The sequence below is a fragment of the Vannielia litorea genome (assembly GCF_019801175.1).
GTDB lineage: Bacteria > Pseudomonadota > Alphaproteobacteria > Rhodobacterales > Rhodobacteraceae > Vannielia > Vannielia litorea_B.
In genome coordinates, this window is the sequence record NZ_JAHVJR010000001.1 from 130,335 (window position 1) to 144,268 (window position 13,934).

At 66.2% G+C, this 13,934-nt stretch carries 16 protein-coding genes; 7 read left to right on the top strand and 9 right to left on the bottom strand.

Annotated elements, in window-relative coordinates; translation table 11 throughout:
• Positions 1 to 4: 4 nt before the first annotated feature.
• Positions 5 to 925, bottom strand: coding sequence for a manganese-dependent inorganic pyrophosphatase (locus tag KUV38_RS00740; RefSeq protein ID WP_222468224.1), 921 nt, complete (start codon positions 923 to 925; stop codon positions 5 to 7).
• A 515-nt stretch (positions 926 to 1,440) separates the two neighbouring features.
• Positions 1,441 to 2,043: a LysE family translocator gene (locus KUV38_RS00745; RefSeq protein ID WP_222468225.1), complete on the bottom strand. Its 603-nt coding sequence runs from the start codon at positions 2,041 to 2,043 to the stop codon at positions 1,441 to 1,443.
• A 73-nt stretch (positions 2,044 to 2,116) separates the two neighbouring features.
• On the opposite strand from KUV38_RS00745, the gene KUV38_RS00750 reads away from it, so the two are divergent.
• From KUV38_RS00750 to groL, 3 genes are all read left to right on the top strand, one after another.
• On the top strand, positions 2,117 to 2,569 hold the full coding sequence (locus KUV38_RS00750) for an Lrp/AsnC family transcriptional regulator (RefSeq protein WP_222468226.1): 453 nt from the start codon (positions 2,117 to 2,119) through the stop codon (positions 2,567 to 2,569).
• Positions 2,570 to 2,739: 170 nt separating this feature from the next.
• Complete coding sequence (locus tag KUV38_RS00755) at positions 2,740 to 3,030, top strand: co-chaperone GroES (protein ID WP_222468227.1); 291 nt, start codon at positions 2,740 to 2,742, stop codon at positions 3,028 to 3,030.
• Between the two features lie 49 nt (positions 3,031 to 3,079).
• Positions 3,080 to 4,723, top strand: coding sequence for a chaperonin GroEL (gene groL, locus KUV38_RS00760; protein WP_222468228.1), 1,644 nt, complete (start codon positions 3,080 to 3,082; stop codon positions 4,721 to 4,723).
• Between the two features lie 75 nt (positions 4,724 to 4,798).
• Here the strand turns inward: groL and KUV38_RS00765 are convergent, their stop codons facing one another.
• Both KUV38_RS00765 and KUV38_RS00770 read right to left on the bottom strand, forming a co-directional pair.
• Positions 4,799 to 5,701: a RimK family alpha-L-glutamate ligase gene (locus KUV38_RS00765; protein WP_222468229.1), complete on the bottom strand. Its 903-nt coding sequence runs from the start codon at positions 5,699 to 5,701 to the stop codon at positions 4,799 to 4,801.
• The gene (locus KUV38_RS00770) at positions 5,702 to 6,649 is read right to left on the bottom strand and encodes a hypothetical protein (RefSeq protein ID WP_222468230.1); all 948 of its coding nucleotides are present in this window, start codon (positions 6,647 to 6,649) and stop codon (positions 5,702 to 5,704) included.
• A 343-nt stretch (positions 6,650 to 6,992) separates the two neighbouring features.
• Here KUV38_RS00770 and KUV38_RS00775 point away from each other — a divergent pair, with 343 nt between their 5' ends.
• On the top strand, positions 6,993 to 7,850 hold the full coding sequence (locus KUV38_RS00775) for a DMT family transporter (RefSeq protein WP_222468231.1): 858 nt from the start codon (positions 6,993 to 6,995) through the stop codon (positions 7,848 to 7,850).
• Here the strand turns inward: KUV38_RS00775 and KUV38_RS00780 are convergent.
• Positions 7,804 to 8,241, bottom strand: a complete 438-nt coding sequence (locus KUV38_RS00780; RefSeq protein WP_222468232.1) for an NUDIX domain-containing protein — start codon at positions 8,239 to 8,241, stop codon at positions 7,804 to 7,806. The two genes, KUV38_RS00775 and KUV38_RS00780, sit on opposite strands and share 47 nt — an antisense overlap.
• Before the next feature lie 64 nt (positions 8,242 to 8,305).
• Here KUV38_RS00780 and KUV38_RS00785 point away from each other — a divergent pair, with 64 nt between their 5' ends.
• Positions 8,306 to 9,040 (top strand): esterase/lipase family protein, encoded by a 735-nt coding sequence (locus KUV38_RS00785; RefSeq protein ID WP_222468233.1) that lies wholly within the window; start codon positions 8,306 to 8,308, stop codon positions 9,038 to 9,040.
• Here KUV38_RS00785 and KUV38_RS00790 read toward each other — a convergent pair.
• From KUV38_RS00790 to KUV38_RS00800, 3 genes are all read right to left on the bottom strand, one after another.
• On the bottom strand, positions 9,030 to 10,103 hold the full coding sequence (locus tag KUV38_RS00790) for a 5-(carboxyamino)imidazole ribonucleotide synthase (RefSeq protein ID WP_222468234.1): 1,074 nt from the start codon (positions 10,101 to 10,103) through the stop codon (positions 9,030 to 9,032). The genes KUV38_RS00785 and KUV38_RS00790 overlap by 11 nt on opposite strands.
• Positions 10,096 to 10,584 carry a 5-(carboxyamino)imidazole ribonucleotide mutase gene (purE, locus tag KUV38_RS00795; RefSeq protein ID WP_222468235.1) on the bottom strand — a complete coding sequence of 163 codons (489 nt, stop codon included), beginning with the start codon at positions 10,582 to 10,584 and terminating at the stop codon, positions 10,096 to 10,098. The genes KUV38_RS00790 and purE overlap by 8 nt, the downstream gene beginning before the upstream one ends.
• 64 nt (positions 10,585 to 10,648) lie before the next feature.
• Positions 10,649 to 10,867, bottom strand: a complete 219-nt coding sequence (locus KUV38_RS00800; protein ID WP_222468236.1) for a YdcH family protein — start codon at positions 10,865 to 10,867, stop codon at positions 10,649 to 10,651.
• A gap of 165 nt (positions 10,868 to 11,032) precedes the next feature.
• Here KUV38_RS00800 and KUV38_RS00805 point away from each other — a divergent pair, with 165 nt between their 5' ends.
• Together KUV38_RS00805 and KUV38_RS00810 are read left to right on the top strand one after the other, a co-directional pair.
• Positions 11,033 to 11,446: an Hsp20 family protein gene (locus KUV38_RS00805; protein WP_222468237.1), complete on the top strand. Its 414-nt coding sequence runs from the start codon at positions 11,033 to 11,035 to the stop codon at positions 11,444 to 11,446.
• A gap of 84 nt (positions 11,447 to 11,530) precedes the next feature.
• The gene (locus KUV38_RS00810) at positions 11,531 to 11,767 is read left to right on the top strand and encodes a DUF1150 family protein (protein WP_222468238.1); all 237 of its coding nucleotides are present in this window, start codon (positions 11,531 to 11,533) and stop codon (positions 11,765 to 11,767) included.
• 64 nt (positions 11,768 to 11,831) lie between these two features.
• Here KUV38_RS00810 and KUV38_RS00815 read toward each other — a convergent pair whose 3' ends face one another.
• On the bottom strand, positions 11,832 to 13,910 hold the full coding sequence (locus KUV38_RS00815; protein ID WP_222468239.1) for a bifunctional sulfate adenylyltransferase/adenylylsulfate kinase: 2,079 nt from the start codon (positions 13,908 to 13,910) through the stop codon (positions 11,832 to 11,834).
• Positions 13,911 to 13,934 lie beyond the last annotated feature (24 nt).

Genomic DNA, 13,934 nt, shown 5'->3' on the forward strand with positions numbered 1-13,934 from the left:
CAGATCAAACCTTGAGCGAAGGGATGATCTGCTTCTTGCGGCTCATCACCCCGGGCAGAACCACGGTGTCACCGCTGACCGACGCGCCAAAGCTCTTTTCGGCCACGGTCTTCACCAGATCGTTCGGCACCAGCAGCGTGGCTTCTTCGGCGAGGATGTCGATCACGAAGAGCAGCACCTGGTCCACGCCATCCTCGGCGGCCACGGCCTTCATGCTCTCCATCAGGCTGTCCTTGCGGTCGAGCACGATCTTGGGCGCGGTGGTTTCCAGAACCGACACGCGGAACTTGGTGCCGTCCACCGGGTACTCCTTGGAGTCCATCCGCAGCAGCTCGGCATCCGAAAAGGCCGACACGTCGCTCTTGGCTTCGAACATCTCCGAGGCATAGGCGCTCAGGTCGAGCCCCAGATCGGCGGCAAGCTCCTCGGCCAGCGCCTTGTCTTGCTCGGTGGTGGTGGGCGAGCGGAACTCCAGCGTGTCAGACAGGATGCACGACAGCATCAGCCCCTTGATCCCCTCGGGCATCTTGGCGGCATTCTCGCCCATCAGGTTGTGCATGATGGTCGCGGTGCAGGCCAGCGGCTTGATGGTGATGTCGATCGGCCCCTTGGTCTCGATCCCGCCGGTCAGTTTGTGGTGGTCGATGATCTGCAGAATGTCGGCCTCGTTGATCGCGTCCGGCAGTTCGGCGGGGTTGTTGGTGTCGACGATGACAACCTGCTCACCGGCCTTGACGCCCTCGATGATCGCGGGCTGCTCATAGCCCCATTTCTTCAGCACGAAGGCGGCCTCGGTGTTGGGCTCGCCCAGCAGCACGGCCTCGGCCTTCTGGCCACGGTGCTCGGACATGTACCACGCCCAGATGAGCGGGGAGCCGGTGCTGTCGGTGTCGGGGGACTTGTGGCCAAAAACCTTGATCGTCATGTCGTGCCTGCGTTGCCTAGGGAGGAGTCGCGGGCCTTGTAGCGGGGTGTTCGGGTGATGTCACCTGTCGAGGCGGCCAGAGCGAGGGGCATTTGACCGCAGGCCGACCCATCGCTAGGGTGCGCCTACCGAAGAGGAGACTGGACCAATGCGCAACACGGGCCGAAACCGCTGCCATCCCTGACCGCCTCCCCCGCTGGGGAGTGCCCTTCCTTTCGGAGTGCCCTGACAATGGACAACGCAAGCTGACACCGCCGCGGCGGTCCGCCGCCATTTCCCTTTTGTCAGATCAAGCGAGGCACGACATGCCCCAGAACCGTAAATCCCGCCGGGCCGCCAAGGCCGGCGCCCGCAATCCCCGTTCCTCCGCGCGGCCGGCACTACGCCGCCCACCAGAGCGCGAGGCCCCGCACCCCGCGCCCAAACAGCGGGGCGGACGACCACCGCTCTTTCCGGGTCGCACCGGAGGGCGGTAAATTCCAGCGCGCCGCCCGGCCTGCTTCGGTCGGGCGGCGTTACTCTGTGCCGGTCAGGAGCACAGGGTAGAGCGAAGCCACCAGCAGCAGCGCCATAGTCCAGTTGAAGCCGCGCAGCCGGGCCGGGGAGGTGAGCCAGCGTTTCAGCTGTTGCCCGGCCACCACCCAAAGGCTGATGAGCGGCACCGACACCAGCGCAAAGGCCGCGCCGACGAGGGCCACCGAGGCCAGCGTCCGGTCGGGCGCGTAAACCGTGATCGCGGTCAGCGCCATGCTCCAGGCCTTCGGGTTGACCCATTGAAAGCCCGCGCCCTGCAAGAAGGTCAGCGGCTTGCCGCCCGCGCTGGCCCCGTCCGGTGCCGCCGCATGGGCGATCTTCCACGCCAGCCAGAGCATGTAGAGCACGGCGGCGACCTTCAGCAGGGTGTAGCTCAGGGGCCAGAGATCGAAGAGCGCCATCAGACCCGCGCCGACCCCCAGCACCAGCACCGCCACGCCGATCGAGATGCCCAGCATATGCGGCACTGTCCGGCGGTAGCCAAAGTTGGCCCCGCTCGCCATCAGCATCATGTTGTTCGGCCCCGGCGTAACGGTGCTGACGATGCAGAAGGCGAGGAGCGCGGTGAGGAGAGCGTAGGTCATGGCGCAATTTGTGCGCCATATCCGGCGCAATGTGCTTGCGTTCTGCGGTGCGCGGGCCAAAAATGCGCAACAAATGACGAAGATAGATGACATCAACCGCCGAATATTGCGCGAGCTCTCCCGCGATGGCCGCATCAGCAACACCGCGCTGGCCGAGCGCGTGGGCCTCTCACCCTCGGCCTGCCTGCGCCGGGTGCAGGAGCTGGAGCGCACGGGCGTGATCAAGGGTTACCGCGCGGTGCTGGACCCGCAGGCGATGGGGCAGGGGTTTGTCGCCATGCTCGGTGTGGGCCTCTCCGTGCATACCAAGAAGAGCCAGGAAGACTTCGAGAAGGCGATGGCCCGCGCGCCGCAGGTCCGCGAGTGCCACAACATCACCGGGGTGATCGAATACTTGCTGCGGGTGGAGGTAGAGGATATTGCCGCCTTCAAGCTCTTTCACACCGAGATTCTCGGGGCCTTGCCTCAGGTGAACTCGATCACCACCTATGTCGTCATGGGCTCGCCCAAGGACGAGCGCGGCTAGGGCGCCCGCCAACAGGCTTGGCGCCGGGCCTGCGGGGTGGAGAGCGAAGCAAATTTTCCGCAAGCCTCTGGTTGACTCACTCCCGACACCTCCTTACATCGGCTGCGTTATCACTCTCCCTTGGTGAGTGCTAACAGCAAGATTAACCTCGAACGAAGGAGCGTTCAGAGATGGCTTTTACCCCGCTTCATGACCGCGTTGTCGTCCGCCGCGTGGCATCCGACGAAAAGACCGCCGGTGGCCTCATCATCCCCGACAGCGCCAAGGAAAAGCCCGCCGAGGGCGAAATCGTGTCGGTTGGCGCCGGTGCGCGTGACGACGCCGGCAACCGCATCACCCCCGATGTGAAAGCAGGCGACCGCGTGCTCTTCGGCAAGTGGTCCGGCACCGAAGTTCAGATCGACGGCGAAGAGCTGCTGATCATGAAAGAGTCCGACATCATGGGTGTGATCGCTGCCTGATCGGCTGCGAACCCCCTGAAAATCCAACGCTAATTCAGGAGAACTGAACATGGCAAAAGACGTCAAGTTTGATACCGACGCCCGCAACCGCATGCTGAAGGGTGTCAACATCCTCGCCGACGCGGTGAAGGTGACCCTCGGCCCCAAAGGCCGCAACGTTGTGCTCGACAAATCCTTCGGCGCGCCCCGCATCACCAAAGACGGTGTCTCGGTCGCCAAGGAAATCGAACTGGAAGACAAGTTCGAGAACATGGGCGCCCAGATGGTGAAAGAGGTTGCCTCTCGCACCAATGACGAGGCCGGCGACGGCACCACCACCGCCACCGTGCTTGCCCAAGCCATCATCAAAGAAGGCATGAAGTCGGTCGCAGCGGGCATGAACCCGATGGACCTCAAGCGCGGCATCGACCTCGCGACCTCCAAAGTGGTGCAGGCCATCAAGGACGCCGCCCGTGAAGTGAACGACAGCGCCGAAGTGGCTCAGGTCGGCACCATCTCCGCCAACGGCGAAGCCGAGATCGGCCAGCAGATCGCTGACGCGATGCAGAAGGTCGGCAACGAGGGTGTCATCACCGTCGAAGAGAACAAAGGCCTCGAGACCGAGACCGAAGTGGTCGAGGGCATGCAGTTCGACCGTGGCTACCTCTCCCCCTACTTCGTGACCAACCCCGACAAGATGGTCGCCGAGCTGGAAGACTGCCTCATCCTGCTGCACGAGAAGAAGCTCTCCTCGCTCCAGCCGATGGTTCCGCTGCTCGAGTCCGTGATCCAGTCGCAGAAGCCGCTGCTGATCATCGCCGAAGACGTGGAAGGCGAAGCGCTGGCCACCCTCGTGGTCAACAAGTTGCGTGGCGGCCTGAAGATCGCTGCCGTGAAGGCGCCGGGCTTCGGCGATCGCCGCAAGGCCATGCTGCAAGACATCGGCATCCTGACCGGCGGTCAGGTGATCTCCGAAGATCTGGGCATGAAGCTCGAGAACGTCACCATGGACATGCTCGGCACCGCCAAGAAGGTCACCATCACCAAAGACGAGACCACCGTGGTCGACGGCGCTGGTGAGAAGGCCGAGATCGAGGCCCGCGTTTCGCAGATCCGTCAGCAGATCGAAGAGACCTCCTCGGACTACGACCGTGAGAAGCTGCAAGAGCGCGTGGCCAAGCTGGCCGGCGGTGTTGCCGTGATCCGCGTCGGCGGCATGACCGAAGTGGAAGTGAAAGAGCGCAAGGACCGTGTGGACGATGCGCTCAACGCGACCCGCGCTGCCGTGCAGGAAGGCGTGGTCGTCGGTGGCGGCGTGGCCCTCGTGCAGGGTGCCAAGGTGCTCGCCGGTCTGACCGGTGCCAACTCCGACCAGAACGCCGGTATCGCCATCGTGGCCCGTGCCCTCGAGGCTCCGCTGCGCCAGATCGCCGAGAACGCCGGCGTTGACGGTTCGGTCGTGGCTGGCAAGATCCGCGAAAGCGACGACGTGAAGTTCGGCTTCAACGCCCAGACCGAAGAATATGGCGACATGTTCTCCTTCGGCGTGATCGACCCCGCCAAGGTGGTCCGCACCGCGCTCGAAGACGCCGCTTCCGTGGCCGGCCTGCTCATCACCACCGAAGCCATGGTGGCTGACAAGCCCGCCAAAGAAGGCGCCGGCGGCGGTGCCCCCGACATGGGCGGCATGGGCGGCATGGGCGGCATGATGTAAGCCAGCCCGGCTTTGAAATCAGGGAAGGGGCCGCATCTCGCGGCCCCTTTTCTTTTGTGCGCGGCCCTGCGGGGTTCAGCCGGGCACCAGCGCCCGCACCATCGCCTCGGTCAGCTTGCCGCCCGCCTTGCGGTCGAACCCGGCGAACATCGGGCCGGAGTTGACCTCGAGCACGCAAAGGCTTCCGTCATCCGGGCGGGTCTTCAGGTCATAGGCGCAAAAGCTGAGGCCAAGGTCGTCGGCCAGCCCAAGGAGCTTATCGCCAATGCCATCCGGCAGGGTCAGGTCGGGCCGGTAGTCGAGGCTGCTCTCCCGGGTCGATCGATGGTCCAGCGCGGGGCTGTCCAGCTCGAACATATGCAGCGCGCCGCCAACTACGAAGGCGCGGAACTCCGGGTAAACCAGCCGCTCCTGCACGAACACCGGGTTGGGCGCGGCCTCGTCCTTCCACTCGGTCTCGGCATCGACCTCACCGAAGGTGGCACAATGCGCGCCGCCCGCCGCCGGCTTCACCACGCAGCCATCGCCAAAAGCCGCTATCGCCCGGCGATCATTGGTGACGAGCGTGCGTGGCACCTGCAACCCGGCCTGCGCGGCCCGCACCAGAAAGGCGCTCTTGTTGCCCGCCGCCGCCGCAGGCTCCGGGTTGAAGCTGGCCACCGTCTCCGTGCTCTGAAGCCAGCCATCCAGCGTGGAGTACCACGCCATCGAGCGGTCCACCCGCATCGGGTCGCCGGTGGTGGGGTTGAACACGTCGTAGCGCAAAAAGCCGCCCGTCACCTCCAGCGGGTGCCCGTCGATCGAGAGGACGCCGCTGGCAAAATCCCAGCTGATCGGCGGCTCATGGTCCGGCCCGTGAAAGATGCCCGCAATCGAAACCCCAAGCCTCCGGGCCGCCGCGGCGAGCGCGTGGAGATTGGGGTCATTCGCGCCGCCTGCGATGAGCAGATCGGCGTGAAACGGGGTTGCGTCGGCCACTTAGCGGCGACCGAAGGGATTGCGGTTGCCCAGCGCCGTGAACGGGTCGAGCATGGTCTCGCCGGTCACCCCCTTGAAGCCGCCGGTCTCTTCGCCGGTGGCCGCCGTGCTCGGATCGCCCCCCGGCTCCTCGCCGGTGGCGGCTGTCGAGGCACCGCTCTCGGCAATCACCGGGCTGCCCCCCGGCCCGCCCTCGCCAACAAAGCCGGTGCCGCCCTCTTCGCCAAGGGCCAAGGTCGTGGGCGGCCCTTCCTCTCCCAGCGCGGCGGTCTTCGGGCCTTCCTCGCCCACAAAGACAGTCTTCGGCCCCTCTTCGCCGATAGCGGCTGTCTTCGGGTCTTCCTCGCCGAAGATCGGCGTGGTGCCGGGGCCCTCTTCTCCCACGAACGGCGTGGTGCCCGGATCTTCCTCGCCCACAAAGGGCGAAGTGCCCGGCCCTTCTTCCCCAACAAATGGGGTGGTGCCGGGGCCTTCCTCACCCTTGAACGGGCTTGTCTCGGGGCCTTCCTCGCCAAGGAACGGGGTCGTCGGCGGGCCTTCCTCGCCCAGTGCCCGCGTGGTGAAATCCTCACCGATGGGCAGGGTGGGCGGCCCCTCTTCGCCAATCGCCAGCGTCGTAAACTCGCCGCCAGGCCGCAGCAACTGGATCGGGTCATTGCTGCGCGAGACAACGCGCACGCCAACGATCCGCTCCACGTCATCCTTCCAGACAAAGGAGGCAGCGGTGGGCGAGATCACCTGCGCCACGATCCCGTCGGGCGGCTCGGCCACGAACTCCAGATCGAGGATGCCATCGGCAGAGAGTTTCTTCTCCAGCGGCTTCAGCTCCGGCGCCGTCCACCCTGCGGTGGTGGTATCGCCGGTGACGCTGATCGAAAGCTGCGGAGGTTCGCTTTCAAGCACATTGAGCTGGATCGAGTTGATGCGGAATATCTTCATCTTGGCCATGGAAACCTCCTTGGCTCGTGTCATTGAAAATGGGTCTTGCAAATAATGCGGGCACCGGGGCGCCACACCCTTAAGGGTAACGCCGCCCTGCCGTTTCTACCTGAGTGAATAATCCGTGACGGTGCCGCCCCACCTTCACGGCCCTTTCACGCGGCCCGAATTTTCATCACCGCAAGGCAGGTTACAGGGCCGCCCCACGCAGCCACACGTCCATTCCCGCCGCCCTCCGCCCGCGCCGAACCGCCCGCCTCAGCCACAATTTCACGCCCCGCGCCCCGCCGAATCGCGTGCTCGTGAGCCGCGATCGCTTTGCACCGCCCGCCCGTGCCGCTAAGCCTTGGCCATGCGCCTCGCCCTTCTGATCACCGTCACCATGGTGGCCTTCGCCGCCAACTCCCTGCTGAACCGCGCCGCGGTGGAGGCCGGGCTGATCGACCCGCTGGGCTACGCGCTGATCCGCGTGGCCTCTGGCGCGGCGATGCTCTGGCTCCTGCTCGCCCTGCGCCGCACCGCCATGCCTCGCCGCATCCCATGGGTCGGGGCGCTCTCGCTCGCCACCTACATGCTGGGCTTCTCGCTGGCCTACCTCACCCTCGGCGCGGGGCTGGGGGCGCTCATCCTCTTCGGGGTGATTCAGGTCACCATGTTCGCCGTGGCCGCCCTGCGCGGCGCGGCGCTCGGGCCGCAGCGGCTTGCCGGTGCCGCGCTGGCCTTTGCCGGGCTGGCCTCGCTGCTCTGGCCCGGCGGCGGCTTCTCGGTCGACCTCACCGGCGCCGCGCTGATGACGGCTGCGGGCGTCGGCTGGGCGTTTTACACCCTCGACGGTCGCGGCGCGGCCAACCCGCTGGCGGCCACGGCCTCCAACTTCCTCTGGTGCCTTCCGCTGATGGTGCTCGCCACGCTCGCCGCGCTGCCGAGCTGGCCCGCACCGGGCGGGGCGCTGCTCGCGGTGGTCGGCGGGGCCGTCACCTCCGGCCTCGGCTATGCGCTCTGGTACGCGGTGCTGCCGAAGATCGAAACAACCACCGCCGCCGTGGTGCAGCTCTCGGTGCCGGTGATCGCCGTGGCCGCCGGGGCGCTGCTGCTGGGCGAGGCCCTCACGTGGAAGCTGATAATCGCCGGGGCCGTGGTGGTGGGCGGCATCGCGCTGGCCGTCACCGCGCCAGCGGCTCCAGCGGGTCGTAGCCAAACCCGCGGCTAAAGGCGACCGCGCCAAGGCTGTCGGGCTTGTGGGGCAGGGCGGCCAACTCCTCCGCCGTCACCCAGCGGCGGCGCGTCACCACCCGCTCCGGGTCCACCCAATCCTCCCGCAACTTTCCCTCCAACACCTTGCAGCGAAAGAAGATTTCAACCTGATGAAAGCCCGTCTCCTCCTCGTGATACTCGTTCACAAGGCAGGGCGGCCCGACCTTCACCACCAGCCCGGTCTCTTCATGCACCTCCCGCGCAAGGTTATCCGGCAGGGAGCTGTGCATCTCCGCCCCGCCGCCCGGTGCGCACCAAAGCTGCACCATCGGGTCGGCCCAGGCATTGACGATGAGCAGTCGGTCGTCTTTCACGATCACGGCGCGGGTGGCGAGGCGAATGGGCATGGCCGCACCGTGACGCTGCGGCGCGCCACTGGCAAGGCCCCGCGGCGGCCCCTACATGCCTGCCATGCGCTTGATGCTCGCCCTCTGCCTCACCCTGCTCGCCGCACCCGCCGCGGCGAAGGATTGCGTCGTGCTTCTGCACGGTCTTGCCCGCGGCACCGGCTCGATGGCTCCGCTCGAGCTGGCGCTCTCCGAGGCGGGCTATGCCACGGTGAACAAGGGCTACCCCTCCACCCGCGCGCCGGTGGAGGAGCTTGTGGCCGCCGTCCCCGCCGCCTACGCCGTCTGCGAGGGCGAGCGCGTGCATTTCGTCACCCACTCGATGGGCGGCATCCTGCTGCGCATGTGGCTGGAAGAGGCCCGCCCCGAGCGCCTTGGCCATGTGGTGATGATGGGCCCGCCCAACGAGGGCAGCGAGTTGGTCGACACCCTCTCCGACTGGGCGATCTTCGATGCCGTCAACGGCCCCGCGGGCGACCAGCTCGGCACCGACCCGGCCTCCGTGCCGCAACAGCTCGGCCCGGCGTGGTTTGGCCCCGGGATCATCGCCGGCACCCTCAGCTTCAACCCGGTGTATTCCTCGATCATCCCCGGCCCCGATGACAGCAAGGTTGCGGTCGAAAACACCCACGTCGCGGGCGAGGCCGACTGGATCGCGCTGCCCGTGACCCACACCTTCATGATGACCAACCCGGTCGTCATGGCACAGGTGCTGACCTTTCTCGAAAGCGGCGCCTTCGACCCAGAGCTGAGCTATGCCGACGCCGTGGCGATGGGGCTGAAAGAGATCACCGAGTAGCCGGTTTCACCCGGTTCACATGCCCCATCTTCCGGCCCGGTCGCGCCTCCGCCTTGCCGTAGAGATGCACCGCCGCATGCGGCTCCCGCGCGATCTGCGGCACGCGGTCGATGTCGTCTCCAATGAGGTTTTCCATCTCCACATCCGAGTGCCGCTTGCCATCGCCCAACGGCCAGCCCGCCACGGCGCGGATATGCTGCTCAAACTGGTCCACCGCACAGCCGTTCTGCGTCCAATGGCCGGAATTGTGCACACGCGGGGCGATTTCGTTCACGATGAGCGCGCCGGGGGTGACAAAAAGCTCCACGCCCATGACACCCACGTAATCCAGCGCATTCAGGATCTTGCCGGCCATAAGTGCCGCATCGGTTGAAAGTCGCGGCGGGATCTTGGCGGGCACGGTCGTCGTGGCCAGAATGCCGGATTTGTGCACGTTCTCGCCAAGGTCGAAGCACACCACCTCGCCCGTCAGCCCGCGCGCGGCGATCACCGAAACCTCGAGGCTGAAGTTCACGAAGCCCTCCAGAACGGCTTCCGCGCCCTCCATCGCGGCCCAGGCCACCGGCGCATCCTCGGCGCTCGCCAGCCGGGCCTGCCCCTTGCCGTCATAGCCCAGCCGCCGGGTCTTGAGGATCGAGGGCGCGCCGATTTCGGCCACCGCTTCGGCCATCTCGGCCTCCGAGGCCACCGGGGCAAAGGGGGCCGTCTCCAGCCCCAGCCCGCGCAGGAACTCCTTCTCTGTCAGCCGGTCCTGGCTGACCCGCAGCGCCTCGCGCCCGGGGCGGATCGGGCGGATCGCTTCCAGCGTGTCGAGCGCGGCGGTCGGGATGTTCTCGAACTCATAGGTGATCACGTCCACGCTCTCGGCAAAGGCCATCAGCGCCTCCACGTCGTCATAGCCCGCTGTCGTCACCCGTGCCGCCACATCGCCCGCAGGGGCCGCGCCCGGCTCGAAGATATGCGCCTTATAGCCCAGCCGCGCGGCGGCCACCGAGAGCATCCGCCCCAGCTGCCCGCCGCCCAGAATGCCGATCACCGATCCCGGTGCGAGAGGCTCAGACATCGGAAGGCTCCTCCGGGATCGAGGCCGAGAGCGCATCACGCCACGCATCCAGCCGCTCGGCCAGCGCGTCGTCGGAGACTGCGAGAATGCCCGCAGCCATCAGCCCCGCGTTCACCGCGCCCGCCTCGCCAATCGCCATCGTGGCGACCGGAAAGCCGCGCGGCATCTGCACGATGGAATAGAGGCTGTCGACCCCGCTCAGCGCCCGCGTCTGCACCGGCACGCCCACCACCGGCACCCGCGTCTTGCTGGCCATCATGCCCGGCAAATGCGCCGCGCCGCCCGCGCCCGCGATGATCACCTTCAGCCCCCGGCCGGCGGCTGCCTTGCCATAGCTCCAAAGCCGGTCTGGCGTGCGGTGGGCCGAAACGATCTTCGCCTCCCAGGCCACGCCCAGCTCGTCCAGCACATCGGCGGCATGCTTCATCGTCGGCCAGTCCGACTGGCTGCCCATGATGATGCCCACAATCGGCTCTGCCATGCTCAAGGCTCCTCTCCGCCATCAAAGAGCGGCCTTTATAGCCGCGCCGTGGCCCGCTGCAATGTTACGCGATGATGTCGGGGTAAAGCTCGTCCTCGACCCGGGCGATCTCGTCCTTCAGCGCCAGCTTTTTCTTCTTCAGCCGCTGCAGGGTGAAACTGTCGCCCGTTGCCCGCTCCATGATCGCATGGATCGCCTCGTCCAGCTCGCGGTGCTCGCGCTTGAGCACCTCCAGCTTCACGCGGAGCACCTCTTCGTGGCTCATTTCGCCGGGAGCATTCATGGCTGCGGTCTTCGGATCGGTGGCAAGTGCTCAGATCATATGCATTTTCCGCGCCCGCTCAATGCCCAGCCCTTGCCGCAGGCCGCCTGAGGCCCCATATTGCAAGGGTGGTCGCCAGCACGGGGCCGCATTCCGCATTGTCGCTTACGCAAAGGGCTGTGCCAGATGAGCAAACTCACACTCGGGTCCCACCCGTTTCTCCTCGGTTTCGAGCAGCTTGAAAGGCTGGTCGAGCGCACCGCCAAGTCGGGCAACGAGGGCTATCCCCCCTTCAACATCGAGCAATCTGGCGAGAACGCCTATCGCATAACCCTCGCGGTGGCAGGTTTTGCGGAACCCGATCTCTCGATCACGGTTGAGGATTCACAGCTCGTCATTCGCGGCCGCCAGTCGGATGAGGATGACGGCAGGGTGTTCCTGCACCGGGGCATCGCCGCCCGCCAGTTCCAGCGCAGCTTCGTGTTGGCCGATGGCGTCGAGGTGGCCGGGGCGAAACTGGAGAACGGGCTTCTGCATGTGCACCTGACCCGCGCCGAGCCCGAAACTGTCGTTCAGACGATCAGGATCGATCGCGCCTGAGCCGGGCTTCAAACGTACCCGCGCAAGCACCCCGCCAACGTGCGGGCAACCCGAGGGACGGGTAATCTGAAAAGGAGACGTGTGATGAACACGAAGTTTGCTGAAGACATGATGACCGCCGAAGGCGAGCGCCCCATCGTCTACGTCCGCAAGGTCGAGGTCGACGACCTCCCCGACGAGGTGCGCGCTCAGGCCGAGGCCGCAGGCGATATCTACGCCGTCCACAACGACGAAGGCGAGCGCCTCGCCCTGGTGCAAGGCCGCGAACTGGCCTTCGTCCTCGCCCGCCAGCACGACATGTCGCCGGTGACGGTGCACTGAACCGGAACGTGAAAGCCCCGGCGCGAACCGGGGCTTTGCATGTGTCTTGAAGGTCTGAACCTGCTCAGACGGCGGCAACCAGCCCCATCTGCTCCAGCTTCAGCAGCACCTGGTGGGCGCAGTTGTCCACGTCGGTGCCCTCGGTCTCGACCCGCAGCTCGGGGCTTTCGGGCACGTCATAGGGGTCGGAGATGCCGGTGAACTCCTTGATCTTGCCTTCACGCGCCAGCTTGTAGAGCCCCTTGCGGTCGCGCCGTTCGCACTCTTCGATGCTGGTCGCCACGTGGATCTCCACAAAGGCGCCGTAGCTCTCGATATCCTCGCGCACTGCACGGCGGGTGGTCGCATAGGGCGCGATCGGGGCGCAAATCGCGATGCCGCCGTTCTTGGTGATCTCGCTGGCAACATAGCCGATGCGGCGGATGTTCAGGTCACGGTGCTCCTTGGAGAAGCCCAGCTCGCTGGAGAGGTTCTTCCGCACGATATCGCCGTCGAGCAGCGTCACCGGGCGGCCGCCCATCTCCATCAGCTTGACCATCAGCGCGTTGGCGATGGTGCTCTTGCCCGAGCCGGAGAAGCCGGTGAAGAACACGGTAAAGCCCTGCTTGGCCCGCGGCGGGCGGGTGCGGCGCAGCTCCTTCACCACCTCGGGGAAGGAGAACCACTCCGGAATTTCCAGCCCCTCGGCCAAACGGCGGCGCAGCTCGGTGCCGGAGATGTTGAGGATCGTCACCTTGTCCTTGTCGGCGATCTCGTCCATCGGCTCGTATTGCGCGCGCTCCTGCACCCAGACCATGTGTTTGAAATCGACCATCTCGATGCCGATCTCGTCCTGATGCTCGCGGAACAGTTCCTGCGCGTCATAGGGGCCGTAGAAGTCTTCGCCGGCGGAGTTCTTGCCGGGGCCGGCGTGGTCACGGCCAACGATGAAGTGGGTGCAGCCGTGGTTCTTGCGGATCAGCCCGTGCCAGACGGCCTCACGCGGGCCGGCCATTCGCATGGCGAGGTTCAGCAGGCTCATCGTGGTCGTCGCGCCCGGGTACTTGTCGAGCACCGCCTCGTAGCAGCGCACGCGGGTAAAGTGATCCACGTCGCCCGGCTTGGTCATGCCCACGACCGGATGGATCAGCAGGTTGGCCTGCGCTTCCTTGGCGGCGCGGAAGGTCAGCTCCTGGTGCGCGCGGTGCAGCGGGTTGCGGGTCTGGAAGGCCACCACACGGCGCCAGCCCAGCTTGCGGAAGTAGGCGCGCAGCTCGTTGGGCGTGTCGCGGCGGGCGCGGAAGTCGTAATGCACCGGCTGCTGGATGCCGGTCACCGGGCCACCGAGATAAACGTTGCCCGCCTGATTGTGCAGGTAGTTCACTGCCGGGTGGGCGCTGTCGTCGGCGCCAAAGACCTTCTCCGCCTCGCGGGCCTTATTGGGCACCCATTTGTCGGTGACGGTCATGGTGGCGAGGATCACGCCCTCCTGATCGCGCAGGGCAATGTCCTGACCCAGCTCGATGCTCTCGGCGAACTTGTCGCTCACATCGAGGGTGATCGGCATCGGCCAGAGCGAGCCGTCGGCCAGCCGCATGTTCTCGACGACGCCGTTGTAATCCTCTTCGCTCAGGAACCCCTTCAGCGGGTTGAAGCCGCCGTTCATCAGCAGTTCCAGATCGCAGATCTGGCGCGGCGAGAGGTCGTGCGAGGTGAGGTCAGCGGCCTCCACCTTCAGCTTCTGGGCGCTCTCGTAAGAGACATAGAGCTCCGGGATCGGGGCGAGGTTGTTCTGCATCAGGCTGCTCCTGTACTTCAAAGGCATGAGGTCGCTCGCCGAGCCGGTCAACTCGGCGAAAAGGTTGGTGTATTCGGTGAATTTCCGGGCGAGGAAGGCGTCGATCAGCCGGTCCTTCTCGGCCAGCCCGGCCTCGGTCAGCGCATAGGCGAAGCGCTGGCGCTTGTCCGGGCCGGGGCGGGCGGTGGTTTCGATCAGCCCGGCGGCGCTGGCCGCGCGGAGCTGGGTGTTGAGCGTGCCGAGCGAGACCTTCAGGGCCCCCGCAAGGCTGCGCTGCGTTGCCTCCGGTGCCCGCTCCAGCTGGCGCAGCAGCATGAAGAGCTGGTCCTCTCCGGGCAGCTGGGTCTTTTCGGCTTGGGCAGGCATGGGCGGGCAGGGCGACTCAATGTG

Bases quoted from the DNA above. Each gene is read 5' to 3' on its own strand.
- KUV38_RS00810 (WP_222468238.1), top strand. From the start codon at position 11,531: ATGAACACGAAGTTTGCTGAAGACATGATGACCGCCGAAGGCGAGCGC.
- KUV38_RS00755 (WP_222468227.1), top strand. From the start codon at position 2,740: ATGGCTTTTACCCCGCTTCATGACCGCGTTGTCGTCCGCCGCGTGGCA.
- KUV38_RS00750 (WP_222468226.1), top strand. From the start codon at position 2,117: ATGACGAAGATAGATGACATCAACCGCCGAATATTGCGCGAGCTCTCC.
- KUV38_RS00805 (WP_222468237.1), top strand. From the start codon at position 11,033: ATGAGCAAACTCACACTCGGGTCCCACCCGTTTCTCCTCGGTTTCGAG.
- groL (WP_222468228.1), top strand. From the start codon at position 3,080: ATGGCAAAAGACGTCAAGTTTGATACCGACGCCCGCAACCGCATGCTG.
- KUV38_RS00785 (WP_222468233.1), top strand. From the start codon at position 8,306: ATGCGCTTGATGCTCGCCCTCTGCCTCACCCTGCTCGCCGCACCCGCC.
- KUV38_RS00780 (WP_222468232.1), bottom strand. From the start codon at position 8,241: ATGCCCATTCGCCTCGCCACCCGCGCCGTGATCGTGAAAGACGACCGA.
- KUV38_RS00815 (WP_222468239.1), bottom strand. From the start codon at position 13,910: ATGCCTGCCCAAGCCGAAAAGACCCAGCTGCCCGGAGAGGACCAGCTC.
- KUV38_RS00800 (WP_222468236.1), bottom strand. From the start codon at position 10,867: ATGAATGCTCCCGGCGAAATGAGCCACGAAGAGGTGCTCCGCGTGAAG.
- purE (WP_222468235.1), bottom strand. From the start codon at position 10,584: ATGGCAGAGCCGATTGTGGGCATCATCATGGGCAGCCAGTCGGACTGG.
- KUV38_RS00770 (WP_222468230.1), bottom strand. From the start codon at position 6,649: ATGGCCAAGATGAAGATATTCCGCATCAACTCGATCCAGCTCAATGTG.
- KUV38_RS00790 (WP_222468234.1), bottom strand. From the start codon at position 10,103: ATGTCTGAGCCTCTCGCACCGGGATCGGTGATCGGCATTCTGGGCGGC.
- KUV38_RS00775 (WP_222468231.1), top strand. From the start codon at position 6,993: ATGCGCCTCGCCCTTCTGATCACCGTCACCATGGTGGCCTTCGCCGCC.
- KUV38_RS00745 (WP_222468225.1), bottom strand. From the start codon at position 2,043: ATGACCTACGCTCTCCTCACCGCGCTCCTCGCCTTCTGCATCGTCAGC.
- KUV38_RS00740 (WP_222468224.1), bottom strand. From the start codon at position 925: ATGACGATCAAGGTTTTTGGCCACAAGTCCCCCGACACCGACAGCACC.